Genomic DNA, 25,766 nt, shown 5'->3' with positions numbered 1-25,766 from the left:
CACAGGCCCCGCAGCCGCATGACGGGGAAACCCGGAGTGACGATGGCGCAGGTCAGGCTCGAACACGTCCGCAAGGTCTATCCCGACGGCTTCATCGCCGTCCACGACGCAAGCTTCGAGGCCGGCGACGGCGAGCTGCTTGTGCTGGTCGGACCTTCCGGCTGTGGCAAGTCGACCCTGTTGCGGATGATCGCCGGCCTGGAGACGGTCGACGGCGGAACGATCACCATCGGCGAGCGGGTGGTCAACGACGTCGCGCCGCGCGACCGCGACATCGCCATGGTGTTCCAGAACTACGCCCTGTACCCGCACATGAGCGTGGCCGGGAACCTGGCCTTCGGCCTGAAGCTGCGCGGCATGGACAAGGCGGCGATCGCGGAGCGGGTTGCGGGCGCGGCGAAGACGCTGGGGCTGGAGGACATGCTGGAGCGCAAGCCGGCGGCGCTTTCCGGCGGCCAGCGCCAGCGCGTGGCACTCGGGCGCGCACTGGTCCGGCAGCCGCAGGTATTCCTGCTCGACGAGCCGCTGTCCAACCTCGACGCCCGCCTGCGCGCGGCGATGCGGGTGGAGATCGCGCGGCTGCACCGCAGCCTCGGCACCACCATGGTCTACGTCACCCATGACCAGGTGGAGGCGATGACCCTGGGCCAGCGCATCGTGGTGCTCGACGGCGGCCGCATCCAGCAGGTCGACACGCCGATGTCCCTGTACGAGCGGCCGGCGAACCTGTTCGTGGCCACGTTCCTGGGCAGTCCGGCGATGAACGTCATTCGCGGTCGGCTGGTGTCGGTTGGCGACGCGCCCGCGCTGCTGGCCGATGGCGAGCTGCGCGTACCGCTGCCCGGGCTGCAGGTGCCCGGCGATTGGGAGGGCCGCGAACTGGACATGGGCCTGCGGCCCGAGCACCTGATGCGGGCGGACGCCCCGGCCGGCGTGGAAGCCGTTGGGAGTGGCGACGCCAATTTCGAAGCGCTGGTGGAAGTGGTCGAGCCGGTGGGCAGCGAGGTGTTCGTGAACCTGGACCTGGGCGGGCATGCGCTGGTGGCGCGGCTGCCGCCCGGCGACCTGCCACGTCCGGGCGAGTCACTGTCCCTCCGGGTCGCAGTCGCCCACCTGCACTTCTTCGATATCGGCGACGGACGCCGATTGCAGCGCTAATCCAGTCGAGGGAGGGCGCCTGCCTGGCGCTCGGGGCCGGCATCGGGCGGCGGCTCGCGCAGCCGCATGAAGCGTGCGAAGCGCGGCAATCCATTGATGGTCAGGCCGTTGTAGCGATAGGTCACCAGGCTGCCGAGTGGCGGCGGCACGTCGCGCTCGGCGTCGCTGAGGCCGCTGCCGAGGCGGAAACGCGCGCCGTCTTCGCGCTCCACCAGCAGGGCACCGACCATGCCGGCGTACTTGCCGCGGCCTGGCAGATGCGCGACCACGCGCGCTTCGGCATCGTCGTGCGGCTTGAGCTTCAGCAGGCCGTCGCTGCGGCCGGGCATGTAGTGGACGTCACGGTGCTGCAGCATCAGGCCCTCGCCGCCGGCGTCGAGCACAGCGCGCAGGCGGGCCTGCAGCTGCTTGTCGTCAGTGACCCTTGACTGCGCCACCGGCCGCAGCCAAGGGGGAGTGTCCGGGCCGGCGAGCGCGCGCATGGCCTGGACCCGCTGCTCGAAGGGACCGGCGTGGGCCGGCAGGTCGAACACGAGGAAGCGCATCGCGCGCCACGGCGCGTCATCGGCCGGCGGATTGCGTACCAGGCTGCTGGCCTCGTCGAAGCGGCCGCGGCCCAGCCACAGTTCGCCGTCCATCGGCTCCTCTGGCCAGCCCGCGGTGAACCAGGGCGGCGCGTCCACCGGCAGGCCACCGCGCGTCCACAGCCGCCGACCGTCCCAGCGCCCGCGGACGCCGTCGAGCTTTTCGCTCAGCCAATAGTCCGCAATGGGCCCGGCAGGTATCGCGCCGGGCGCAAGCACCGCGGGCGCGGCGTGCATGAGATCGGCTGGCTGCGCGTGAATGGCCGTGGGGGCGAAGGCCGGTGCGGACATGCATGCGCAGGCGAGCGCGCCGCGAAGGAACACGCCTGTTCCAAGTGCCGGAGCCGTGGTCATCGGTATGGTCCATCCTCGGGAAAGGCAGGCCAGCCTCCCGCCTCGTGCCCACCCTGCCTATCGGCGCGACGGCCAAGCCTGCATCGGTGAGTTGCCCGTGACGATGCCGGGTACTGCGCCGGGATCCGGCCAAGGGGCGTCGAATCGGCGATCATCGCAGCGTGCAGATCCGATCGAACCCATGAGCCCGCGCTACCGCTTCGGGCGCCACTTGCTGGACACGGCCACGCGCGAACTTCGGCGCGACGGAGAGCCGGTGGTGCTGCAGGCGCGCGTGTACGAGTGCCTGCTGTGCCTCATCGCCCACCGCGACCGCGCGGTGTCGCGCGACGAACTGGTGCGGGCGGCGTTCCGCCGCGCCGACGTGTCCGATGCCCAGCTCGGGCAGGTGATGGTGCGCACGCGGCGGGCGGTCGGCGACGACGGCCAGTCCCAGCACACCGTGCGCACGGTGCCGCGCTACGGTTTCCGCTGGATGATGCAGGTGGACGTCGAACAGGGCACGCCGACACCGGCCCCCGTTCCCGTTCCCGTTCCCGTTCCCGTTCCCGTTCCGGCCAGCATGGAGCCGCCCCCTCGACCTCCGCCGCCGGACCCGCCCCGCCCGGGCGATTCCGGCCGGCTACGCCAACGGTGGGCTGTCGGATCGTTCGCGCTCCTCCTGTTGGCGGTCTTCGCGGCCACGGCATGGTGGGCGACGCGCCAGCGACCTCATGCAGGACCGCTGGACGCGGTTGTCGCCGGCAGTGGGGCGACGGTGCCGGTGCAGGACGCGCTGCTGGTGCTGCCGACCCGCGTGGAGGACGGCGACGATGTCGCCTGGGTGCGGCTTGGCCTGATGGACTACCTCGGCGACCGGCTGCGGCGCAGCGGCCTCGTGGTGCTGTCGAGTGAGTCGGCGCTGGCGGCGGACGCACGCGAGGGGGGCGACGGGCCCGCCCAGTTCCGCGCCATGATGGGACGCGGCTGGCGGGTGGAAAGCGAGGTGGCGCGGAACGGCGCGGCGTGGCGTGTCCGCCTGACTGCAGGGGACGGCGGGGGCATGACCCACGCCGCGGCCGGAGAGGCCGGCGACCTGCTCGAAGCCGCGCGCCTGGCGGTCGACCGCTTGGCCCCGAGGCTCGGCGGAACGGCGCTGGCGGATGCCGAGGCCACGGACCTGGCCGAGCGCCTGCAGCGTGCGCGAGCGGCGATGCTGGCCAACGAGCTCGAGGCCGCACGCGGCATCCTGCTTGCCGCGCCCGAGCTGCAGCGCGCACAGCCGCGGCTGCAGTACCAGCTGGCGCGGGTGGATTTCCGCGCCGGCGAACACGCGCGGGGCCTGGCGCGCCTGGAGCGCCTGGAGCGCCTGCTGGAAGAGGATGCCGTGCCCGATCCGGTGTTCCGCGCGCAGGTGTTCAACGCGCGCGGCGCGATGCTGCTGCGCCTGGAGCGGCTTGACGAGGCGGAGGCGGCGTATGACACCGCGATCGCGCTGGCCGCGGAGTACCCGGCCGAGCTCGGCCAGGCCCTCAGCGGGCGCGCGGTGGTGTACGCGATGGACGAACGCTTCGACGCGGCCCTGGCCGACTTCGGCCGTGCCCGAGTGACGCTGCAGCGGACCGGCGATGCCCTGGCGGTCGCGAGGGTCGACGCCAACATGGGCATCCTCGAAGCCGATCGCGGCCGGCCGGCCCAGGCCCTGGCCTTCCTGGACGAAGCCGAACAGGCGTTTTCGGCAATGGGGGCGGTGAACGAACTGGCGACCGTGCTGGCAGCGCGCACCGACGCCGAACTCGGCCTGCTGCGGGTGGAGCAGGCGCTGGCGGCAAGCGGGCGCGGCCTGGCGCTGCGCGACCGCGTCGCCGACCCGGCGCAGGCGCGGGCGCTGCTGCAGGCGCGGGCGGGGGCGCTGCGGGTCGCCGGCCGGCTGGACGAGGCGGCGGACATCCTCGCGAGCCGTGGCCCGCCAGGCCCCGGTCTCACGCTGCAGCTCGAGGCGGCGCGGCACGAGGTTGCGCTGGCCCTCGACCGCGAACGGCCGGACGAGGCCCTTGCGTTGGCTGATGCGGCCCTCGCCGCCGTTCCCGTCGGCGTGCATCCGGAGGCCCGCGCCTGGCTGCTGCTGCGCCGCGAGCAGGCCGCGCTGCGCCTCGATCGGCCGGTGCGCATGGCGGCGGAGGCCGATCTGGGGGCGTTCGTGCCCGACCGGCTGCGGCGCGCACTGGGCGTGCAGCAGGCGGGACGGCCAGCAGCCGAGGTGGACGCCGCATTTGCCGACGCCCTGTCACTGGCCGAGCGCGAGGGCGTGCCGTCCGACATCGCCGACGTCGTACTCGCCTACGCCGACTGGCTGCTGGAGCAGGGGCGGCAGGCCGAGGCCGCGGCGCTCGCGGGGCGCGTGGCGATCTGGGCGCCCGCCGTCCCGTCGCTGGCGGAGCTGCAGGTGCGGGTCGCTGCCGCGATCGCCGGATGACGGTGGATTTCGCCCGCAAGTGTCTGATTTCAAGCGCAATGATCATGTAACAGTCATGCGTCTGGAGTGTCCGGCAGCAGGTCGGGTCCCAAGGTCGGTGATCCACCCCAGCAAGACAGAGGATCCGTACGTGAAGCCGAACCCGTTTCTCACTGCCGCGCTTGCGGCTGCCATGGCCTGCACCCTTGCCGCGGGCGCCGAAGCCGCCGAGCCGCTCACGCTCAACCTGCTGCGCGGCGGCGGGATCGCGGCTGCCCCGGTCGTTTCCGGCGCGCTTGCCTACGTCCCGACCGGCCGCGTGATCGCGACCTGGGACTACGCCCGACCTGATCGACCGGTGCGGCTGGACACCTCGGACGCCGTGGGTGGCCCCATCAACGGCCTGGTGCGCGTGGGCGACCACCTTTATGCCAGCTGGCGCGGCGACAACGGTCGCAGCGGCGTCGCCACCTGGTCACTGGCCGACCCGCGGGTCCCGCGACTGGTGCGCGATGACGAGGCCTACCTCGACAGCGATCGCACGCTGCGCGCCCTCGGCCTGACCACGGCCAACGACCATCTCTATCTGTTCGACGATGGCCACGGGCTGCTGGTCGGCAAGCTCGACGATCCGGAGGCGCCGGTCTTCGCGGCCAGCGCCGTGGGCAGCCTCCCGGCCGAATTCACGGACCTGGCGGTCCACGGCGACACGATCCACGCCAGCGGTCGTGGCTGGCTGGGCAATACGGTCTACACCCTGTACGACGTGTCCGCGCCTGGAGCCCCGGTGGTGGCGTCGAGCCACGGCCTGGACGGCCTCGACACATTCCGGGTCGTCAGCGGCCCGGAGACCGCGGTCGGCATCGGCAACAACCTGTCGGTCTTCGACACGGCCGCGGGCATGGCCCAGCGTGGCTCGATCGAGATTCCCGCCGCCACCGCCGGCGCCCGCCTGGGCGACCATGTCTACAGCTTCGGCTACGGGCCCGGGATGGGGATCTGGAACGTGGCCGACCCGGACGCGCCGCAGGCGGTGGCACAGTCCACGATCGATGCCTTCGCCGGCAGGCGGGCCGTGCCGCTGGGCGAACAGGGCATGTTGCTGCAGACCGGCACCGATCTCATGCATGCGCTGGACGTCGGCCAGCCCGGCAAGCCGCAGCTGGTGGCCACCGGCTGGCTCCCCGGCGGCGTCCGCGCCGTGGACGCCGCGATCCATGACGGAAAGACGGTGCTGCTGCAGGCGAACTACGGCCTGACGGTCAACGACCCGGATACGCTGGCGCCGCTGGCGCGCGTGGAGGCCGGCCTGCCGAAATTGCTGGAGGGCCGCAGTTTCGAACAGATGGCCATGGCGGGCGACATCGCCTGGATGGCGGCCTGGGGCTACGGGCTGGTGGCGGTGGATCTCGGCGCGCAGGGTGGGCCGAAGGAGGTCTCGCGGCTTCCGTACCAGTTCGCCGCGACCATCGCCATCGAAGGAACCCGTGCCTGGGTCGGCCGCTGGACCAATGAAGGCGGGCTGGCGACGGTCGACATCGCGAAGCCCGGCGCGCCGGCGCTGCTGTCGGAGATCCCGCTCGCCAACCAGCCGTACCGCCTGCATGCCGGCAATGGCTACCTCTACATGGCCCAGGGCGCGCAAATCGAATCCGGATACTCGGGCGGCATGATCGTCTTCGACGTGTCCGGCAGTGGGGCGCCGCGGCAGCTTGCCCACGTCGACGACGGCTGCGGCGCGGCCTTCGATCTCGCCGTCGACGAGGCCATGGACCTCGCCTACCTCGCCTGCGGAGAGGGCCTGCGCGTGGTCGACATCGCCAATCCGGCGGCGCCCGAGGTGATCGGGCGCTACTCCCCGGGCAGCGGCTTGGGGGACTACACCCGCGTGGCCCAGGCCGGCGAACTGGTGTGGTTCGCGGACGCGGAAGGCCTGCACGAGCTTGACGTCAGCGATCCCACCAGCCCGGAGCTGCGGAAGCTGACGTCCTTGGGCGGTGCCGCGCCGCAGCGCCTGCTGGCCACCGGAGACCAGCGCCTCCTGGCCCTGGGCGGCGACACCGGCGTCCACGTGCTGGGTCCGGATGCCCAGCTGCTGCGCGCCGGGGAAACGGTGCGGGGCCTGTCCGGTGCGGAAGGCGATTCGTTCCTGTTCGCCGTCCGGGTGCCGGCCGGCGTGCGCAACCTGACGGTGCTCAGGGGCGGTGGTGGTGGCAGTGGTCAGCTGCGCATCGAGTCCCGCCACCAGGCGGTGCCGGAGGATGGCGCCGCCGATGGTTCGACCAGCGGCCGTGGCCTGCGCATCCAGGCGCCGGAGCCGGGCCTCCACTACATCCGTGTCACCGGACTGCAGGCGTTCGCCGGGGTCAGCCTGTACGTCGTCTTCTGAGGCTTGGGGGTAGCGGCATCCGGCCCAGCCGGGTGCCGCTATACTGCGGTGCTGCTGCCTCCGGGCCGCATTCCCGCTGCATTTCCCCGAAACCGACCGCCGCCACGGCCCGCCCGTGTGCCGCCGAGGCAACCGACCGCCGCATGCGCCTGTCCACGATCAAGCTCTCCGGCTTCAAGTCATTCGTCGATCCGACCACGCTCCATCTGCCGACCAACATGACCGGCGTGGTGGGCCCCAACGGCTGCGGCAAGTCGAACATCATCGACGCCGTGCGCTGGGTGATGGGCGAGAGTTCGGCCAGCCGCCTGCGCGGCGATTCGCTGACCGACGTGATCTTCTCCGGCTCGACCTCGCGCAAGCCGGTCTCGCAGGCCACCGTCGAGCTGATCTTCGACAACAGCGACCACACCATCACCGGCGAGTTCGCGGCCTTCAACGAGATCTCGGTCAAGCGCCTGGTCTCGCGCGATGGCCAGAGCAACTACTACCTCAACGGCGCCAAGTGCCGCCGGCGCGACATCACCGACCTGTTCCTGGGCACGGGCCTGGGGCCACGCAGCTATTCGATCATCGAGCAGGGGATGATCAGCCAGATCATCGAGGCCCGGCCCGAGGATCTGCGCGTGTACCTGGAGGAGGCCGCCGGCATCTCCAAGTACAAGGAGCGGCGCAAGGAAACCGAGACCCGGATCCGCCACACCCGCGAAAACCTCGATCGTCTCAATGACCTGCGCGAGGAGGTCGGCAAGCAGCTGGGTCATCTCGCGCGGCAGGCGCGGCAGGCCGAGCAGTACACCGCCATCCAGGCCGAACGCCGGATCCGCGAGGCCGAGTGGAAGGCGCTGGAATTCCGGGCGCTGGATGCGAAGCTGTCGCGGCTGCGCGAGGGGCTGTCGCAGGAAGAAACCCGCCTGCAGCAGCTGATCGCCGAGCAGCGCGAGGCCGAGCGCGCGCTTGAAGAAGGCCGCGTGGAGCGCGAGGACGCGATGGAGGCCCTCAACCGCGCCCAGGCCGCGGGCTACGAGGTCGGCGGCACGCTGGCGCGCATCGAGCAGCAGATCGCCCACCAGCGCGAGCTGTCGCAGCGCCTGCTTCGCGCCCGCGAAGAGGCCGAGGATGCGATCGCCGAGCTGGCGCAGCACATCAGCGGTGACGAGGAGCGCCTGGCGATCCTGGAAGAGTCGGTGGCCGAGGCCGAGCCCGCGCTGGAAGCCCTGCGCGAGAGCGACGAAGCCCGCCAGGACGCCCTGCGCGAGGCCGAGGCCGCGCTGGCCGACTGGCAGGAGCGCTGGGACGCCCACAGCCGCGAATCCGCCGAGGCCGCGCGCGCGGCCGATGTCGAGCGCACCCGCGTCGACTACCTCGACCGCCAGTCGCTCGACGACGACCGCCGCCGCGGCGTGCTGTCCGCCGAGCGCGCGGGCCTGGACCTCGACGCGCTGGCGGAAGCCTTCGCCGGCGTTGCCGAAGAACACGAGACGCAGAAGCTCGGGCTGGAAGGCCTCAACGAAGGCCTGGACGTGCGCAAGCAGGCCGCGCTCGACCTGCAGGACCAGCAGCGCGCCAGCCAGCAGGAGATCTCCGACGTCCGCAAGCAGGCGCAGGAAGCCCGCGGCCGGCTGTCCTCGCTTGAGACCCTGCAGAACGCCGCGCTTGGGCAGGAGCAGGGCGCGGCCATGGCCTGGCTGCGCCAGCACGGCTTGGATTCCGCCACCCGCGTGGGCGAAGCGCTGGAGGTCGAGGCCGGCTGGGAGAACGCGGTCGAGGGCGCGCTGGGACAGATGATCGAAGGCGTGCTGGTCGAGAGTCCGGAGGCGCTGGTCGACGCGCTGGCGGATCTCGGCGATGGCCGCATCGCTCTGGTGTCGTCCGCGCATGCCGATGAAGGCGGGGCTACGTTCGCGCCGACTTCGCTGGCCGCGCGCGTGCGCGGGCCGCTGGCGATCCGCCGGCTGCTGTCGCGGCTGCACGTGGCAGATTCACTGGCCGAGGCGCGCGCGCTGCAGGCGCGGCTGGAGCCCGGCGACTCGGTGATCACTCCGGACGGCGAGAGGCTCGGCGCCGGCTGGCTGCGGGTGCTGCGCTCGGACGCGGCGCGCCAGGGCGCGCTGTTGCGCGAGCGTGAGATCCAGGCCCTGCGCGAAAGCATTGAAACGCTGCAGGCGCGCGAGGCCGAACTTGAAGAGGCGCTGGCCAACGGCCGCGAGCGCCTGCTGGCGGCCGAACAGGCGCGCGAGGACACCCAGCGCCAGCTTTACCACGCGCATCGCAGCGTGTCGGAGCTTGCCGGCCGGCTCCAGGGCCAACAGGGCCGGCTGGACGCCGCACGCAACCGCATCGAGCGCATCGATGCCGAACTCGCCCAGCTTGGCGAGTCCATCGCCGGCGGCGGCGAGCAGGCGCGCGAGGCGCGCGGCCGGCTCGAGGACGCCGTGTCGCGCATGGCCGAGCTCGAAGGCGTGCGCCGCGAGTTCGAGGCCGAGCGCGCGCGCCTGGCCGCCGCCCGCGACCAGGCGCGCACCGCGGCGCGTGAATCGCGCGAACAGGCCCATGCCCTGGCGCTGCAGCTGGAAGCCCAGCGCACGCAGGCGAACGGACTGCGCCAGGCCCTGCAGCGGATGGGCGGCCAGCGCGGCCAGCTCGACAGCCGCCTGGGCGAGATCAGCGCGCAGCTCGCCACTGGCGATACGCCGGTCGATGAGCTCGAACAGCAGCGCCAGGCCGCGCTTGCCCAGCGTGTCCAGGCCGAACAGGTCCTGGCGCAGGCGCGCACCGCGCTCGACGGGGTCGATGCCGCGATGCGCGGCAACGAACAGGTGCGCCACCAGCGCGACGAGCAGGCCATCGCCCAGCGCGAAACCATCGCCCAGCGCCGCCTCGACCAGCAGGCGCTGGTGATCCACGCCGAACAGCTCGCCGCCGCGGTGAACGAGGCCGGCTTCGTGCTCGACGAGGTGGTCGCCGGCCTGGCCGACGAGGCCGAGGCCGCCGCCTGGGGCCGCATGGTCACCGACTTCGACGCCAAGCTGCGCCGCCTGGAGCCGGTCAACCTGGCCGCGATCCAGGAGCATGCCGAAGCCGCCCAGCGCAAGGAATACCTCGACAGCCAGGACGCCGACCTCACCTCGGCGCTGGACACGCTGGAGGACGCCATCCGCAAGATCGACCGCGAGACCCGCGGCCGCTTCAAGGACACCTTCGACCGCGTCAACTCGGGCGTGCAGGAGATCTATCCGCGCCTGTTCGGCGGCGGCCATGCGTATCTCGAACTCACCGGCGAGGACCTGCTCGACACCGGCGTCGCGATCATGGCGCGCCCGCCGGGCAAGCGCGTGTCCAACATCTCGCTGCTGTCCGGCGGTGAGAAGGCGATGACCGCGGTGGCGCTGGTCTTCGCGATCTTCCAGCTCAACCCGGCGCCGTTCTGCCTGCTCGACGAGGTCGACGCGCCGCTGGACGAGGCCAATGTCGGCCGCTTCAGCGCGCTGGTCACCGAGATGAGCGAGAAGGTGCAGTTCCTGTTCGTGACCCACAACAAGTCGACGATGGAAGCCGCGAAGCAGCTTTCGGGCGTTACCATGCGCGAGCCCGGCGTCAGCCGACTGGTGTCGGTCGACCTTGCGGAAGCCGCACGCCTGGTCGGCGCCGCCTGAACCAACAAGGGAGAACACGATGAGCGACGTTTGGCTGCTGCGGATCGGGATCCTGGTCGCGGGCGTGCTGCTGTTTGGCGCGATCTGGTACTTCGGCACCAGGCCGCGCAGTCCGCAGGGACGCCGCGTGCCGGCCAGGTCCACCCCGGCCGCGCGCGAGGAGCGCTTGGAGCCGACCCTGGGCGCGCAGCTTGAGCGCGAACTGGGCGAGGGTGGCGAGACGCCGGTCGATGACGCCATGCAGGCCGAGATGGACCTGCTCGACGGCGCTGTCGGCGGCACTGCGGGCGCCACGGTCAGCCAGTACGGTCAGCGCGTCAGCGACGACTTCGACAAGATCGTCACCCTCTACATCGCGGCACGCGCGGGCCACGTGCTGCGCGGCCCGGACATCGTGGTCGCTGCCGAAAAGGCGGGGCTGACCTACGGCCACCTCAACGTCTTCCATCGTCTGGTGGCCGGCCATCCCGAGCGCGGCCCGGTGTTCAGCGTCGCCAACATCCGCCGCCCCGGCAGCTTCGAGATGGCCGAGATCCAGGCGCTGGAAACCCCGGCCATCGCCTTCTTCCTGACCCTGCCGGCGCCGGTGTCCGCGCTCGACGCCTGGGACGCGATGCTGCCCACCGCCGAACGCATGGCCGAGCTGCTCGACGGCGTGCTGCTCGACGAGCAGCGCAACGCGCTGGGCCGGCAGCGCATCTCGCACCTGCGCGAAGAGCTGCGCACCTACGACCGCGAGCAGGACGTCCCGATCACCCGCAGCCCCGACTGGTAAGCCCCCCCGGATCCCCCCCCCCGTAGGAGCAGCTACAGCTGCGACCTGGATCCGGCGCCATCTGCCGACGCAGCCGCGACCGCAGCTGCAATCGCCGCTATAGCGGCTCCCACAAAAGCCGCGACACGCAGCAGCCAGCTGCGATCCCTCACAGGAGCCATCGGCTGCGATCCCGCATTGTGGGAGCGGCTATAGCCGCGATCGCCGCCATGGCGGCTCCCACGTCAGCGGCTCCTCCAGTAGCGGCTCCCACAGCTTCCGGGGGACAATCCGGCCATGCCCGAAACTGCCCAGCAGCGCGCCGCTGAACTGCGCCACCTGATCGACGACGCCAACCACCGCTACCACGTACTCGACGACCCGGCACTTCCGGACGCCGAGTACGACCGCCTCATGCTCGAACTGACCGCGCTGGAGGCCGCCGACCCGTCGCTGCAGAGCCCCGATTCGCCGACGCTGCGCGTGGGCGGGCTGCCGTCGGGAAAATTCGCCGAGGTGCGGCACGCGGTGCCGATGCTGTCGCTGGGCAACGCCTTCAGCGACGACGAGGTCGCCGAGTTCGTCGCCCGCATCGTGCGCGAGACCGGGGAGGACGCGCCGGCATTTTCGGTCGAGCCGAAGTTCGACGGCCTCGCGATCAGCCTGCGCTACGAGGATGGCCTGTTCGTGCGCGGCGCCACCCGCGGCGACGGCGCCACCGGCGAGGACGTCACCGCCAATCTGCGCACGGTGAAGGCGATCCCGCTGCGGCTGCGGGATGCGGGCGGCCCTGATACGGGCGAAGCCGGCGCCGCCACCATCAGCCCCGGCGTTCCCGAAGTGCTGGAAGTGCGCGGCGAGGTCTACATGCCGCGCGCCGGCTTCAAGGCCTACAACGACCGGGCGCTCGCGCACGGCGCCAAGCCGCTGGCCAATCCGCGCAACGGCGCCGCCGGCTCGCTGCGCCAGCTCGATCCCTCGATCACCGCGAGGCGCCCGCTGGCGTTCTTCGCCTATTCGCTCGGCGAGGTCGCGGGCGTGCGCGTCCCGGCCACCCATTCCGGCGTGCTGGCCTGGCTCCGGGCCCTCGGCCTGCCGGTGTCGCCGCTGGTCGAATGCGCGACCGGCCTGGACGGCGTGCTCGATTACTACCGCCGCATCGGCGACGCTCGCGACGACCTGCCGTACGACATCGACGGCGTGGTCTACAAGCTCGACAGCCACGAGCTGCAGGCCGACCTCGGCTTCGTCTCGCGCGCCCCGCGCTGGGCGATCGCACACAAGTTCCCGGCGCAGGAGGAGGCCACGATCGTCGAGGCGATCGAGGTCAACGTCGGCCGCACCGGCGCGGTGACGCCGTGGGTGCTGATGCAGCCGGTACACGTGGGCGGCGTGACCGTCACCCGCGCCACCCTGCACAACGCCGACCAGGTCGCGCGCCTGGACGTGCGCGTGGGCGATTCGGTGATCGTGCGCCGCGCCGGCGACGTGATCCCCGAAGTGCTGCGGGTGATCCCGGAGCGCCGACCGGAAGGGACCACGGCCTGGAGCATGCCGGTGAACTGCCCGGTGTGCGGCTCGGAGATCGTGCGCGAGGAGGGCGAGGTGGTCGCCCGCTGCAGCGGCGAACTGGTGTGCCCGGCGCAGCGCGTGCAGGGCCTGTTCCACTTCGCCTCGCGACGCGCGATGGACATCGAAGGCCTGGGCGAGCGGCTGATCCAGGCGCTGGTGGACTTCGACTGCGCGAAGAGCGTCGCCGACCTCTATCGCCTGGGCGTCGACGACTTCGTCGAGATGAAGCGCCGCGCCGACGAACGCGACGGCACCACGCCGGAGACGGTGAAGTCGGGCAAGGTCGCCACCAAGTGGGCGGAGAACCTGGTGGCCGCGATCGACCGCAGCCGCGAAACCACGCTGGAGCGCCTCCTGTTCGCGCTCGGCATCGAGAACGTGGGCGAGAGCACGGCCAAGGCGCTGGCCGCATGGTTTGGTGATCTCGACCGCATCCGGCGCACGCCCTGGCCGCTGTTCAAGCGCGTGCCCGACATCGGCGACGAGGTCGCGCGCGCGCTTGGGCACTTCCTCGACCAGCCCGGCAACCAGGCGGTGATCGATGCGCTGCTGGACGCCGGCGTGCGCATCACCGACGCACACCCGCCTTCGCCGAAGCTGCGCGAAGGGCTGGTGCTCGCCACGCTGCTTGCCGATCTCGGCGTTCCAAAGCTGACGCCGCTGCGCGCGAAGCAGCTGGCCGACAGTTTTGCGGATGCCGCGACGCTGCTCGACCAGGAGCGGCACAATTTCGTGATCGCCGGGCTGCCCGACGAGACCGCGTACGCAGTGGCGGAGTGGCTGTCCGACGCGGCCAACGCGCGCACGCTGCTCGCCGCCGCGGCGATGCAGGCCGAGCTGCTGGCGGCGCTGCCCGAAAGCGGTGCGGCGAGCGCCGGTCCGCTCGACGGCGTGACGGTGGTGATCACTGGCACGCTCGACGTCATGGGTCGCGACGAAGCCAAGGCGAAGCTGGAGGCGCTCGGCGCCAAGGTCTCGGGCAGCGTTTCGAAGAAGACCGGTTTCCTGGTCGCCGGCGCCGAGGCGGGCTCCAAGCTGGCCAAGGCTACCGAACTCGGCATCGAAGTCTGGGACGAGGCGCGGCTGTTGGCGTTCCTGGGAGAGCATTCGTGAGCGAGGCGGCCGCGGGGACGCTGGCACTGCGCCCGGTCGGACGCGACGAACTGCCGGCGTTGCTTGGCATGCTGCGCTGTTTCTATGCCGAGGACCGGATCCCGCTCGACGAGCCGCGCGTGCGTCGTGGACTCGAACAGTTGGTGGCCGATGCCTCGCTCGGCGCTGCGCTGTTCGCCGAGGTCGGGGGCGATCGCGTGGGCTACCTCGTGCTGGGCTGGTGCTTCAGCATCGAGCAGGGCGGTCGCCACGTGCTGGTCGACGAGCTGTACCTGGAGCCGGCTGCCCGCGGTCGCGGCCTGGGTGGCGCGCTGCTGGCGGCGGCCTGCGACTGGGCGCGCGGGCAGGGCGCCGAGGTCGCGCGGCTGGAGGTGAACCGCCACAACCCACGCGCGAAGGCGCTCTATCTTCGCCACGGTTTCCGCGACGACGACCGCGACATCCTCAGCCTCGCAATCGCCGGAGGGGGCGCATGAGCCACGAGGCACTGCGCCTGCGCGCGCGGCTCAATCGCCTGGTGCGCGACTTCTTCGACGCCCGCGGCGTGCTCGAAGTCGAAACGCCGGTGATGTCGCGTGCCGGCAATGCCGATCCCAACATCGACTCGTTCACCGTCGCGTTCAGCGGCCGCACCGGGGGCGCGCCGCGCACGCGCTGGCTGCGCACCTCGGCCGAATATCCGATGAAACGCCTGCTCGCCGAGGGCATCGGCGACTGCTACGAACTTGGCCGCGTGTTCCGCGACGGCGAGGCCGGCGGCCGCCACAATCCCGAGTTCACCATGCTCGAGTGGTACCGCGTGGGTTGGGCGCTGGACCCGCTGATCGACGAAACCGCGGAGATCGTGCGCGCCGCACTCGCCCTGGTCGGACGCGACGCGACCCTGCGCAAGGCCTCGTTCCGCGAGGTCTACCAGGAGGCGCTCGACCTTGATCCGTTGACCGCGCCCATCGACCGGCTGCAGGCCGCGTTCCCGGGCCAGGTCGATCCGGAAGGCCTGACCCGCGACGACTGGCTCGACCTGCTGATGACCCACCGCATCCAGCCGGCGTTCCCGCCGGGGCAGCTGCTGGCGATGCATGACTATCCCGCCTCGCAGTGCGCGCTGGCGAAGGTCGTGCGCCGCGACGACGTCGACGTCGCCGAGCGCTTCGAACTCTATCTCGGCCCGCTCGAACTGGCCAACGGCTACCATGAGCTGACCGATGCCGCAGAGCAGCGCGCACGCTTCGAGCGTGATCGCGCCGTTCGCTCGCTGCGCGGTGCGGCGCTGCCTCCGGTTGACGAAGCCCTTCTTGATGCACTTGGCGCCGGCTTGCCCGAGTGTTCGGGCGTGGCCTTGGGCATCGACCGGCTGTTGATGGCCATGCTCGGCAGCGGCGCGATTGCCGACGTCCTCGCCTTCGATTTCGCCGGGGCTTGATCCGGCCATCGGCCGCGCTGGTCAGCGCTGCGCTCGGCGGGTCCAGGAAAAGCCGGGCGCACGGATCGCGAGCACGCTGCCGATCGCGGCCGAGGGCAGCAGTGCAAAGGCGATGAACTGCAGGGCTTGGAGGCCTTCGACCACGACGAGCCCGTAGCCCGGCGACATGGCCTGCGTCGTGGTCATCCAGGCCGCATGCACGCCCATCGGGACCCAGACGCTGCCGCCGACAGCACGGGCATAGCCAAGGATCAGCGCGAACCCGGGAAGCAGCATCTGTTGCGACGGCGTCGACATCGCGCCCAGCGCCCAGGCGAAGCCGAGGAACAGGGCGGCCTGCAGCAGCAGGGCCACCCATGGCGGGAACCGGGTCCCGAGCATGCCCTGCACGTAGCCGCGCATGGCGAGTTCCTCGGGGAAGGCTTCCACCAGAAATACCGCCAGGCCCACCAGTGCGAGCGTGCCCAGGCACTCCGCGGGCGATGCGCGCAGCGACACGGTGGCCCAGCCCAGTGCCACGCACAGGCCGATGCCGATCAGGGCGGGCACCAGCCAGAGGGCCACACCAAGCAGGAACGCGCGGGCATTGGCCGCCGCTCCGTGATGGCCCAGAACTGCGCGCGGCAGGCGGTCGAAGCGCGCCAGCAGCAGCACGGTGATCAGTACCGCGCAGGAGAGGCCGGCGCCGAGCGCGATGCGCGATTCCGGCGCGCTGCCGGGGAGTACCGTCACTCCGATGCGCCAGCAGGTCAGGACAACGACCATGAGTACGGCCAGGCGCAGTGCCAGCGACGCCAGGGACAGGGTTTTGCGCTGCGCTTGCATGACCGCATTGTTCTCGACAGGGGCGGCTTGGGGATAGTGACAACTGTCAGGGTTCGCGGATGGCGCTTCGCGGCAACAATGCACAGGCTGCGCCGGCTGCGGATATCCAAGTGGCCGCCGGTAGAATCCGGTGCATGACCGACACCATCGACTATGCCCGCTACGACCGCATCCGCCCGATCCGCTGGACCGGCGACGCGCTGGAACTGCTGGACCAGCGCAAGCTTCCCTTCACCACCGAATACGTCACCTGCGCCGACAGCGGCGCGGTGGCCGCGGCGATCCATGCGCTTGCGGTGCGCGGTGCGCCGGCGATCGGCATCGCCGCGGCCTGGGGCGCGGTGCTCGCTTCGCACGACATCGAAGCCGATGATGCCGCGCAGGCGGCCGAGCGGCTCGAACCCGCGCTGCAGCGGCTCAACGCGGCGCGGCCCACGGCGGTCAACCTGGCCTGGGCGCTGGGGCGCATGCGCGCCGCGCTGTTTCGCGCGCAGGCCGGCGAGGGCAGCGACTGGGGCGCCGCGCTCGAGGCCGAGGCACGCGCCATCGAGACCGAAGACCTGGCGGCCAACCGTGCGATGGGCGTCCTGGGCGCCTCGCTCATCCAAGCCGGCAGCGGCGTGCTCACCCATTGCAACACCGGCTCGCTGGCCACCGCCGGCTTCGGCACCGCGCTGGGCGTGATCCGCGCCGGCGTTGCCCAGGGCCGCGTCGGGCGTGTGTTCGCGGGTGAGACCAGGCCATGGAACCAGGGTGCGCGGCTGACGGTGTGGGAGCTGCAGCAGGACGGCATCGACGCCACCCTGATTGCCGACGCCGCAGCTTCGCACCTGATGCTTGGCGGCAAGGTGCAGTGGGTGGTGGTCGGCGCAGACCGCATCTGTGCCAACGGCGATGTCGCCAACAAGATCGGCACCTACCAGTTGGCGATTTCCGCGCGCCACCACGGGGTGAAGTTCATGGTGGTGGCGCCGTCATCGACGGTCGACATGGCCACCGCGTCGGGTGATCTGATCGACATCGAAGAGCGCGACCCCGGCGAACTGCTTGGCGCGGGCGGCAGCCGCACCGTCGCCGAGGGCGTGCAGGCATGGAACCCGGTGTTCGACGTCACGCCGGCCGCGCTCATCGACGCCATCGTGACCGAGAAGGGCATCGTCGAGCGCCCGGACGAAGCATCGATGCGCGCGCTCTTCGGGAACTGAGCGTGCGGCTCCCACAAGCCGTCTTCGTCTCCCCTCCGCGACACCCCATGTGTAGGAGCAGCTATAGCTGCGACCGCACCCAGGCAAAAAAGCCAAGAGCATCTTTGGCCACGGATTTACGCGGATCAGGCGGATCAGGCCGGGGCAAGCTTGTTGCCAGAAGCCACTCTGAAAGACTAGCCGGATCGGAGCGGACTGTAGGCATGGCCTCGGCGTAATCCGCGTGATTCGCCTGATCCGTGTAAATCCGTGGCTGAAAGGCTTTTCCCTGTCTTTGCGCTATCGCAGCTTTAGCTGCTCCTACAAAAGCGTCGGCGATGGCGGACGTGTCCGGTACGTTCGCAAACCATGCCCGATATCCTCGCAAGCCATTGATTTTCTGCGATATCGGCCGGGCAGGGAACGGTCCAGTGTGATAGAATCCCGAGGTTCTGCCGAGACATGCGCGCGGACTCCGGCGCAGCGTTTGGAGGCAGTCTTCCGAACCATTCTGAAGGGTCGCAATGGCTGAGCTCGCCAAGGAAATCATCCCGATCAATCTCGAGGACGAGATGCGTCGCAGCTATCTCGATTACGCCATGAGCGTGATCGTGGGCCGCGCGCTCCCCGACGTCCGCGACGGGCTCAAGCCGGTGCACCGCCGCGTGCTGTTCGCGATGCACGAGCTCGGCGCGCACAGCAACAAGCCCTACTACAAGTCGGCGCGAATCGTCGGTGACGTGATCGGTAAATACCATCCGCACGGCGACCAGTCGGTATACGACACCCTGGTGCGCATGGCGCAGCCGTTCTCGCTGCGCTACATGCTGGTCGACGGGCAGGGCAACTTCGGTTCCGTCGACGGCGACCCCGCCGCGGCGATGCGCTACACCGAGGCGCGCATGTCGCGCATGGCGCACGAGCTGATGGCCGACATCGACAAGGACACCGTCGATTTCCAGCCCAACTACGACGAGAAGGAACACGAACCGACGGTCATGCCGACCCGGTTCCCGAACCTGCTGGTCAACGGCTCGGCCGGCATCGCGGTCGGCATGGCCACCAACATCCCGCCGCACAACCTGGGCGAGGTGATCGATGCGCTGATCGCGCTCATCGCCGATCCGGACATCGACATCGATGGCCTGATGGAATATATCCCCGGTCCGGACTTCCCCACCGGTGGCATCATCAACGGCGTCGGCGGCATCCACCTGGGTTACCGCACCGGCCGCGGCCGCGTTCGCATGCGCGCGAAGGCGGATATCGAGATCGCCGACAACGGCCGCGAATCGATCATCGTCACCGAGCTTCCCTACCAGGTGAACAAGGCGCGGATGATCGAGAAGATCGCCGAGCTGGTGAAGGAGAAGAAGCTCGAGGGCATCAGCGAGCTGCGCGACGAGTCCGACAAGGACGGCATGCGCGTCTACATCGAGATCAAGCGCAGCGACTCCGCCGACGTGGTGCTGAACAACCTGTACCAGCAGACCCAGATGGAGTCGGTGTTCGGCATCAACATGGTGGCGCTGGTCGATGGCCGCCCGCGTCTGCTGAACCTCAAGGAGTTCCTCGAAGCCTTCCTGCGCCACCGCCGCGAAGTGGTCACGCGCCGGACGATCTTCGAGCTGCGCAAGGCGCGCAGCCGCGCCCATATCCTCGAAGGCCTGACTGTCGCGCTCGCCAACATCGACGAGATGATCGAGCTGATCAAGACCTCGGACAATCCGCAGGAGGCGAAGGAACGCATGCTCGCGCGCCTGTGGCAGCCGGGCCTTGTCGGCAGCCTGCTGGCCGCGGCCGGCGCCGAGGCGTCGCGCCCCGAAGACCTGCCCGGCGGCGTCGGCCTGCTCGAGGGCGGCTACCAGCTGACCGACGTCCAGGCGCAGCAGATCCTCGAGATGCGCCTGCACCGCCTGACCGGGCTGGAGCAGGAAAAGCTCACCGAGGAATACCGCCAGCTGCTCGAAGCCATCCGCGCCCTGATCGAGATCCTGGAAGATCCGGAAGTGTTGCTGGAAGTGATCCGCACCGAGCTGCGCAACGTCAAGGAAGAGTACGGCGACCCGCGCCGCAGCGAGATCCGCGCCAGCGAGGAAGACCTCGACATCCTCGACCTGATCGAACCCGAGGACGTGGTGGTCACCGTGTCCCAGGCCGGCTACGCCAAGCGCCAGCCGGTCAGCGCCTATCGCGCGCAGAAGCGCGGCGGCCGCGGCCGCAACGCCGCGGCCACGAAGGACGAGGACTTCATCGCGCAGCTCTGGCTGGTCAATACCCATGACACGCTGCTGGCCTTTACCAGCAGTGGGCGCGTGTTCTGGCTGCCCGTGCACCAGCTGCCCGAGGCCGGCGCCAACGCGCGCGGCCGCCCGCTGGTCAACTGGATGCCGCTGGAAGAGGGCGAGAAGGTGCAGGCCGTGCAGCCGGTGCGCGAGTACCGCGAGGACCAGTACGTGTTCTTCGCCACGCGCCGCGGCACGGTCAAGAAGACCCCGCTCACCGAGTTCGCCTACCGCCTGCAGCGCGGCAAGATCGCGATCAACCTCGAGGATGGCGATGCCCTGGTCGGGGCCGAGCTGACCGACGGCAGCCGCGACATCATGCTGTTCGCCAGCAACGGCAAGGCCGTGCGCTTCGACGAGTCCGCGGTGCGCGCCATGGGCCGCACCGCCACCGGCGTGCGCGGCATCCGCCTGGCCGGGGGCGAATGCGTGGTCGGCCTGATCGTGGCCGATCCCGCTGACAACGTGATCGAGCTCGACGACGAGGACGTGGCCGCCGAGGGCGTCGAGGGCGAGGTCGAGGGCGAGCGCGAGGGCGAGCCGGATGCCTACATCCTCACCGCCACCGCCAACGGCTACGGCAAGCGCACGCGCCTGGCGGAATACCCGCGCAAGGGCCGTGGCACCCAGGGCGTGATCGGCATCCAGACCACCGAGCGCAACGGCGCCCTGGTGGCAGCGGTGCTGCTCAGCCGCGACGACGAGGTGCTGCTGATCTCCGACGGCGGCACCCTGGTCCGCACCCGCGCCGCGGAGATCTCGGTGGTCAGCCGCAACACCCAGGGCGTGACCCTGATCCGGCTGGGCGAGGGCGAGCGCCTGCAGGCGATCGAGCGCGTGGATGGCTCGATCGTAGATGGCGACGGCGATATCGAAGTCGATCCTGATGCAGGCGTTGGCGTCGATGCAGTCGGGAGCGTTGAATCCCCGGTTGTGTCCGAAGAAGGCGGTGACGACACCAGCGACGCCGGCTGATACGGCGACGGCGGAACCCCGTTTCGCGCCCTGATGCGTTGCCGTCGGGACTGCCGGCGCTTCTATACTGCCGGTGACTCCTGAGGATGGACCGGCAATGAAGGGAAGCAACCGTTCGATCGAGCTGCGGCTTTGCGTCGCGGCCATGGTGCTGCTGGCGCTGCTGGCCGTGGGCTGCACGCGCAATGAAGGCGGCCAGCTTCCCGCGCCCAGCGGCGAGGCCATCGTCGCCGAGCGCGCGGAGGTGCAGGGCTTCGGGCTGGTACGGGCCTGGCCGGACCAGGCCGAAGGATCGCTCGCGCTGGCGGTCGAGTTCTCGCAGCCGCTGGTCGGCACCCAGGACTTCGACACGCTGCTGACCTTCGCCGAACCCGTGGCCGCAGACAGCGGCTGGAGCCTGGACGAAGAAGGCCGCGTGCTGCGCTTCCCCTTCGTCCAGGCCGATCGCGACTACACGCTGCGCATCTCTGCCGCGCTCACCGCCGCCGACGGCAGCACGCTTGGCCGCGACATCGAGCAGAAGGTCCATACCGGGGAGCTGGACCCCGCGGCCGGCTTCGCCTCTCAGGGCAGCGTCCTGCCCGCGCGCGAATCGCGCGGTCTGCCCGTGGTGTCGGTGAACGTGGAGGAAGTCGACGTCGAGTTCCTGCGCGTGCGCGACTCCGAGCTGGCGCGCTTCTTCTCCGAGTACCAGCGTGGTGGCCGGCGCAGCGGCTGGGAACTGGACAACCGCTACAACGGTGATCGCAGCGTGGCGCGGATGGCGGAGCCGGTGTACGTCAATCGCTTCGTGCTGGGCGGCGAGCGCAATGAGCGCGCGGTCACCTACCTGCCGCTGCAGGACATCACCGAGCTGCAGCAGCCCGGCCTCTACTTCGCCACCATGAAGCGCGCCGGCAGCTTCGAGGGCATGTACGACACCGCCTTCTTCACCGTGAGTGACATCGGCCTGCACGTGCGCGCGTACGCCGACCAGCTGTTCGTGCACACCGCTTCACTGCAGGGCGGCGGGGCGCTGGGTGGCGTTGAGCTGCGCGTGCTCGACGGCAACGGCGAAACCGTGTTCAAGGCCGAGACCGACGGCAACGGCAACGCCGTGCTGAAGCACAAGCTCGATGCCGCCCAGGTCCTGGTGGCAACGCGCGGCAACGATGTCTCGCTGCTGCCTTTCAACCAGCCCGCGCTGGATCTTTCCGAGTTCGCGGTGGCCGGCCGCAGGCAGGCCTGGTTCGAGGTCTTCGCATGGTCGGGCCGTGACCTGTACCGCCCGGGCGAAACCGTGCGCGTCTCGGCCCTGTTGCGCGACGCCGACGGCAAGCCGGTGCCCGCTGCGGCCGATGGCAAGGCGCAGCCGCTGTTCGCGCGCCTGAAGCAGCCCGACGGCAAGACCTTCGTGGAGTCGCGGCTGGACGCCGGTGCGCAGGGCTACTACCGCTTCGAGCGGGAGATCCCCGTCGAGGCGCCCACCGGGCGCTGGCAGGTCGAGTTCCGCACCGACCCCGCGGAGAAGGACGCGGTGCAGGGCATGGCGCTGCGGATCGAGGAATTCCTGCCCGAACGCATGAAGCTCGAGCTCGACAGCGCGCAGGCGCGCCTGGCCAAGGGTGACGCGTTGCGGCTGGAGGCCGCCGGTGCCTATCTGTACGGTGCGCCGGCCGCGGGCAACCGCTTCACGGCACGCCTCGCGGTCGCGGTGGAACAGCACCCGGTGGAGTCGCTGCCCGGATACTTCTTCGGCGACCCCACCGTGTCGCTGCCGCGCGAGGCGCGCGACGTGATCGATGCCACGCTCGATGATGCAGGCAAGCTCACGCAGGCGCTGCCGCTGCCCGCCGAGGTGCGCGGTGACACGCCGGTGTCGGTTGTGCTGGCCGGCAGCCTGTACGAGAGCGGCGGTCGCACGGTCAACCGCAGCCTGCAGCGCGTGCTCTGGCCGGCCGACGCCCTGGTCGGCGTGCGCCCGCTGTTCGACGACGAGGACGGCAGCGATGCCAACGCGCGGGCCGGCTTCGAGATCCTCCGCGTCGACGCGGAGGGCACGCCGCGCCCGCTCGCCGGACTCGAACTGAAGCTGGTGCGCGAGCATCGTGACTATCACTGGAATTTCGACGACGACGCTGGCTGGGACTACAGCCACACCAGCCGCTTCGAGGTGGTGGAAACGCGGGCCATCGATGCCGGGCAATCCGCCGTCCGCGTCGATCTGCCGGTGGAGTGGGGCGGCTACCGCGTCGAGATCCGCGACCCGGAGACGGGGCTGGTCACGCGCTATCCCTTCAACGCCGGCTGGAGCTGGAACGACGACAATCGCGGCCTGGATGCGCGGCCCGACAAGGTCAAGCTGGCGCTGGACCGCACCGGATATCGCGCCGGCGACACCATGGAGGTCACGGTCACGCCGCCGCATGCCGGCAAGGGCCTGCTGCTGGTGGAAAGCGACAGCCTGCTGTACGTGCAGGCGATCGACGCCAAGGCCGGAAGCAAGTACAGCATCCCGGTGACCGCCGACTGGGAGCGCCACGATGTCTATGTGACCGCTCTGGTGTTCCGTGGCGGCAGCGCGGCAAGCAAGGTGACGCCGGCCCGCGCGGTCGGCGTGGCCCACGTGCCGATGGAGCGTGGCGACCGGCGCGTGGCGGTGGGCCTGTCCTTGCCGAAGCAGGCGAAGCCCGATGACACCCTGCGCGTGACGCTCGCGGTGCCCGCGCTGGCCGGCAAGGCCGCGCATGCGACGGTCTCCGCGGTCGATGTCGGCATCCTCAACATCACCCGCTATCCGGTGCCGGACGCCAACCGCCACTTCTTCACCCAGCGCAGGCTGGGCGTGGACGCCTACGACATCTACGGGCGCGTAATCGAAAGCCTGGAGGGCGGCACCGCGCGCCTGCGCTTCGGCGGCGACCAGGGCCTGGAGGCGCTGCCGCAGGCGCGCCGGCCAACCGCGCGCGTGCAGACCGTTGACCTGTTTTCGGGACCGGTGACGCTCGACGGCAAGGGCAATGCGATCGTCGAGTTCAGGCTGCCGGACTTCAATGGCAGCCTGCGCGTGTCGGCGCTGGTGTTCAGCGACGAGGCATACGGCAACCGTGATGCGGAGCTGCTGGTGCGCGCACCGCTGGTCGCGGAAGCCGGCATGCCGCGGGTGATGGCGCCCGGTGACCGCGGCACGGTGACGCTGGACCTGGCCAACTTCACCGGCAAACCCGGCGACTTCCGCGTGCGCGTGGAGGGCGTCGGGCCCCTGGACGTGGATGAAGGCGTGCGCAACGCGAAGCTTGCCGCCGACGGACGCTCGACCCTGTCGTTCCCGCTGCGTGCGTTGGACGGGCATGGGGTCGGCAAGGTCCGCGTGCGGGTCGACGGACCGGGCGTGGCGGTCGACCGCAGCTACGACCTGCCGGTGCGAGCGCCCTGGCCGCAGGTGCTGCGTTCGCGCAGCCTGGTGCTCGATCCATTGGCGCCGGTGCTGCTTGATGCCGCGCTGGCCGAGGGCATGCTGCCTTCATCGGTGAACGCACGCCTGGCCCTCGGCGCCACGCCGCCGATCGCATTTGCCGCGGCGCTCGAGGGCGTGCTGCGCTATCCCTACGGCTGCGCGGAACAGACTGCCAGCAAGGGCTATGCGGCGCTGATGCTGGATGCGCCCACCGCCAGGGCCTACGGCATGTCGCCGCTTCCCGGCGACGACCGCCTGCGGCGAATGGAGGGCGCGCTGGGACGACTGGCCGCGCTGCAGTCCAGTTCGGGGCACTTCGCGATGTGGGGCGGCAGCGGCGGCACCGAGCCGATGTTGACGCCGTACATCGCCGAGTTCCTGCTGGATGCGCGCGACGAGGGCTTCCAGGTGCCCGACGCGATGCTGCAGAAGGCGCTTTCGCGCATGTCTGAAGACCTGCTCTCCGACGGCCAGCAGTTCTACGGCCGCGACAACCGCGACCATCTGCGTCTGGCCTACAAGGCACACGCCGGCTATGTGCTCGCACGCGTGAACCGCGCGCCGCTGGGGACGCTCCGCGCGCTGTACGACGGTGACCGCGACGCGGCGCGCAGCGCCATGCCGCTGGCGCATCTGGGGCTTGCACTGTCGCTGCAGGGCGACGCCGCCCGTGGTGGCAAGGCGCTGGATGCCGCCTTCGCCTGGAAGGGCGACCGGCCCGGATGGCTGGGCGACTACGGCACGCCACTGCGCGACGCCGCGCTGATGCAGGCCCTGGTGCGCGAGCACGACCTGGCCACCGCGAAGCGCAGCGCCGGCCTGCGCACGCTCGGGCTTGAGCTCGATGCCCGCCGCAAGGCGCGCTGGTTCCATTTGAGCACCCAGGAGCAGTCGGCACTGGCGCGGCTTGGCCGCGCGCTGGCGGGCACGCCCGGACGCACGTTCTCCGGCACCCTGGTCGAGGCCGGCGTGGAGGAGGCGCTGGAACCGATGCGCCGCTTCTCGCGGAGCTACGACCACCAGGCCCTGGCCGCGGGCGTGCGCCTGGTACCCGAAGGCGAAGCGCCGCTGTACGCGAGCATGGATGTCGCCGGCATTCCCCGCGCCGCCCCGGAGCCCGACGACAGCGTGCTGCGCGTCGAGCGCCGGTGGTACACCACCGATGGCAAGGCATGGACGCCGCGCGCGCTGCGCGAGGGCGAGGCGCTGGTGGTGCGCGTCACCGTCACCGCCGATCGCGACATGCCGGACGCCCTGGTCACCGATCTGCTGCCGGCGGGCCTCGAGGTCGAGAACATGAACCTGGGCGACGCGTCGGCGTGGGCCGACGTGGTGGTCGGCGGCATCCGCCTGGACGAACGCGGCAGCGCCGCCGAGCTGCTGCACGAGGAGTTCCGCGACGACCGCTACGTGGCCGCCATCAAGCTCGATGCCGGGCGCAGCGCGGACGTGTTCTACCTGGTGCGCGCGGTCACGCCGGGCGAGTACACCGTGCCGCCGCCGCTGGTCGAGGACATGTACCGGCCGGAGCTGCGCGGCGTGGGCCGCGCGCAGCCGGCGCGGATGAGCGTGGTGCAGCCGTGAGCGGGACCCCTGCGGCATGCCGCGATGCCGGGGCTGCGGC

The 25,766-nt window shown here is 70.7% G+C and carries 13 protein-coding genes; 11 read left to right on the top strand and 2 right to left on the bottom strand.

Annotated elements, in window-relative coordinates; all coding sequences use genetic code 11:
• Positions 1-42: 42 nt before the first annotated feature.
• A complete protein-coding gene (locus tag ACW7GZ_RS04710; RefSeq protein ID WP_457008122.1) occupies positions 43-1,158 on the top strand; it encodes an ABC transporter ATP-binding protein in 1,116 nt (371 codons plus the stop codon).
• On the opposite strand, the gene ACW7GZ_RS04705 is transcribed toward ACW7GZ_RS04710, so the two are convergent.
• Entirely contained in the window at positions 1,155-2,096 is a 942-nt protein-coding gene (locus tag ACW7GZ_RS04705) for a DNA ligase (RefSeq protein WP_457008120.1), read from the bottom strand. The two genes, ACW7GZ_RS04710 and ACW7GZ_RS04705, sit on opposite strands and share 4 nt — an antisense overlap.
• A gap of 181 nt (positions 2,097-2,277) precedes the next feature.
• Between ACW7GZ_RS04705 and ACW7GZ_RS04700 the strand changes: the two genes are divergently transcribed.
• From ACW7GZ_RS04700 to epmA, 7 genes are all read left to right on the top strand, one after another.
• Complete coding sequence (locus tag ACW7GZ_RS04700; RefSeq protein ID WP_457008118.1) at positions 2,278-4,551, top strand: winged helix-turn-helix domain-containing protein; 2,274 nt, start codon at positions 2,278-2,280, stop codon at positions 4,549-4,551.
• 130 nt (positions 4,552-4,681) lie between these two features.
• Complete coding sequence (locus ACW7GZ_RS04695; RefSeq protein ID WP_457008116.1) at positions 4,682-6,919, top strand: LVIVD repeat-containing protein; 2,238 nt, start codon at positions 4,682-4,684, stop codon at positions 6,917-6,919.
• A gap of 143 nt (positions 6,920-7,062) precedes the next feature.
• Positions 7,063-10,575: a chromosome segregation protein SMC gene (smc, locus tag ACW7GZ_RS04690; RefSeq protein WP_457008114.1), complete on the top strand. Its 3,513-nt coding sequence runs from the start codon at positions 7,063-7,065 to the stop codon at positions 10,573-10,575.
• Positions 10,576-10,594: 19 nt separating this feature from the next.
• Entirely contained in the window at positions 10,595-11,350 is a 756-nt protein-coding gene (zipA, locus tag ACW7GZ_RS04685) for a cell division protein ZipA (RefSeq protein WP_457003687.1), read from the top strand.
• 276 nt (positions 11,351-11,626) lie between these two features.
• Complete coding sequence (gene ligA / locus ACW7GZ_RS04680; protein WP_457008112.1) at positions 11,627-14,014, top strand: NAD-dependent DNA ligase LigA; 2,388 nt, start codon at positions 11,627-11,629, stop codon at positions 14,012-14,014.
• Positions 14,011-14,490, top strand: a complete 480-nt coding sequence (locus ACW7GZ_RS04675) for an N-acetyltransferase family protein (RefSeq protein ID WP_457008110.1) — start codon at positions 14,011-14,013, stop codon at positions 14,488-14,490. Before ligA ends, ACW7GZ_RS04675 begins: the two co-directional genes overlap by 4 nt.
• A complete protein-coding gene (gene epmA, locus ACW7GZ_RS04670) occupies positions 14,487-15,437 on the top strand; it encodes an EF-P lysine aminoacylase EpmA (RefSeq protein WP_457008108.1) in 951 nt (316 codons plus the stop codon). Before ACW7GZ_RS04675 ends, epmA begins: the two co-directional genes overlap by 4 nt.
• A gap of 21 nt (positions 15,438-15,458) precedes the next feature.
• Here epmA and ACW7GZ_RS04665 read toward each other — a convergent pair whose 3' ends face one another.
• Positions 15,459-16,262 (bottom strand): CPBP family intramembrane glutamic endopeptidase, encoded by an 804-nt coding sequence (locus ACW7GZ_RS04665; protein WP_457008106.1) that lies wholly within the window; start codon positions 16,260-16,262, stop codon positions 15,459-15,461.
• A 134-nt stretch (positions 16,263-16,396) separates the two neighbouring features.
• Between ACW7GZ_RS04665 and mtnA the strand changes: the two genes are divergently transcribed.
• The 3 genes from mtnA to ACW7GZ_RS04650 all read left to right on the top strand — a co-directional run bounded on the left by mtnA (position 16,397) and on the right by ACW7GZ_RS04650 (position 25,726).
• On the top strand, positions 16,397-17,467 hold the full coding sequence (gene mtnA, locus ACW7GZ_RS04660) for an S-methyl-5-thioribose-1-phosphate isomerase (RefSeq protein ID WP_457008104.1): 1,071 nt from the start codon (positions 16,397-16,399) through the stop codon (positions 17,465-17,467).
• Between the two features lie 503 nt (positions 17,468-17,970).
• On the top strand, positions 17,971-20,706 hold the full coding sequence (gene gyrA / locus ACW7GZ_RS04655; RefSeq protein ID WP_457008102.1) for a DNA gyrase subunit A: 2,736 nt from the start codon (positions 17,971-17,973) through the stop codon (positions 20,704-20,706).
• 97 nt (positions 20,707-20,803) lie between these two features.
• Positions 20,804-25,726, top strand: a complete 4,923-nt coding sequence (locus ACW7GZ_RS04650) for an alpha-2-macroglobulin family protein (protein WP_457008100.1) — start codon at positions 20,804-20,806, stop codon at positions 25,724-25,726.
• The last annotated feature ends 40 nt before the right edge of the window (positions 25,727-25,766 follow it).

This window comes from Luteimonas sp. A537 (assembly GCF_054052065.1).
Note: the sequence above shows the minus strand (reverse complement) of the source record. Positions and strands in the feature narration are given on the sequence as shown.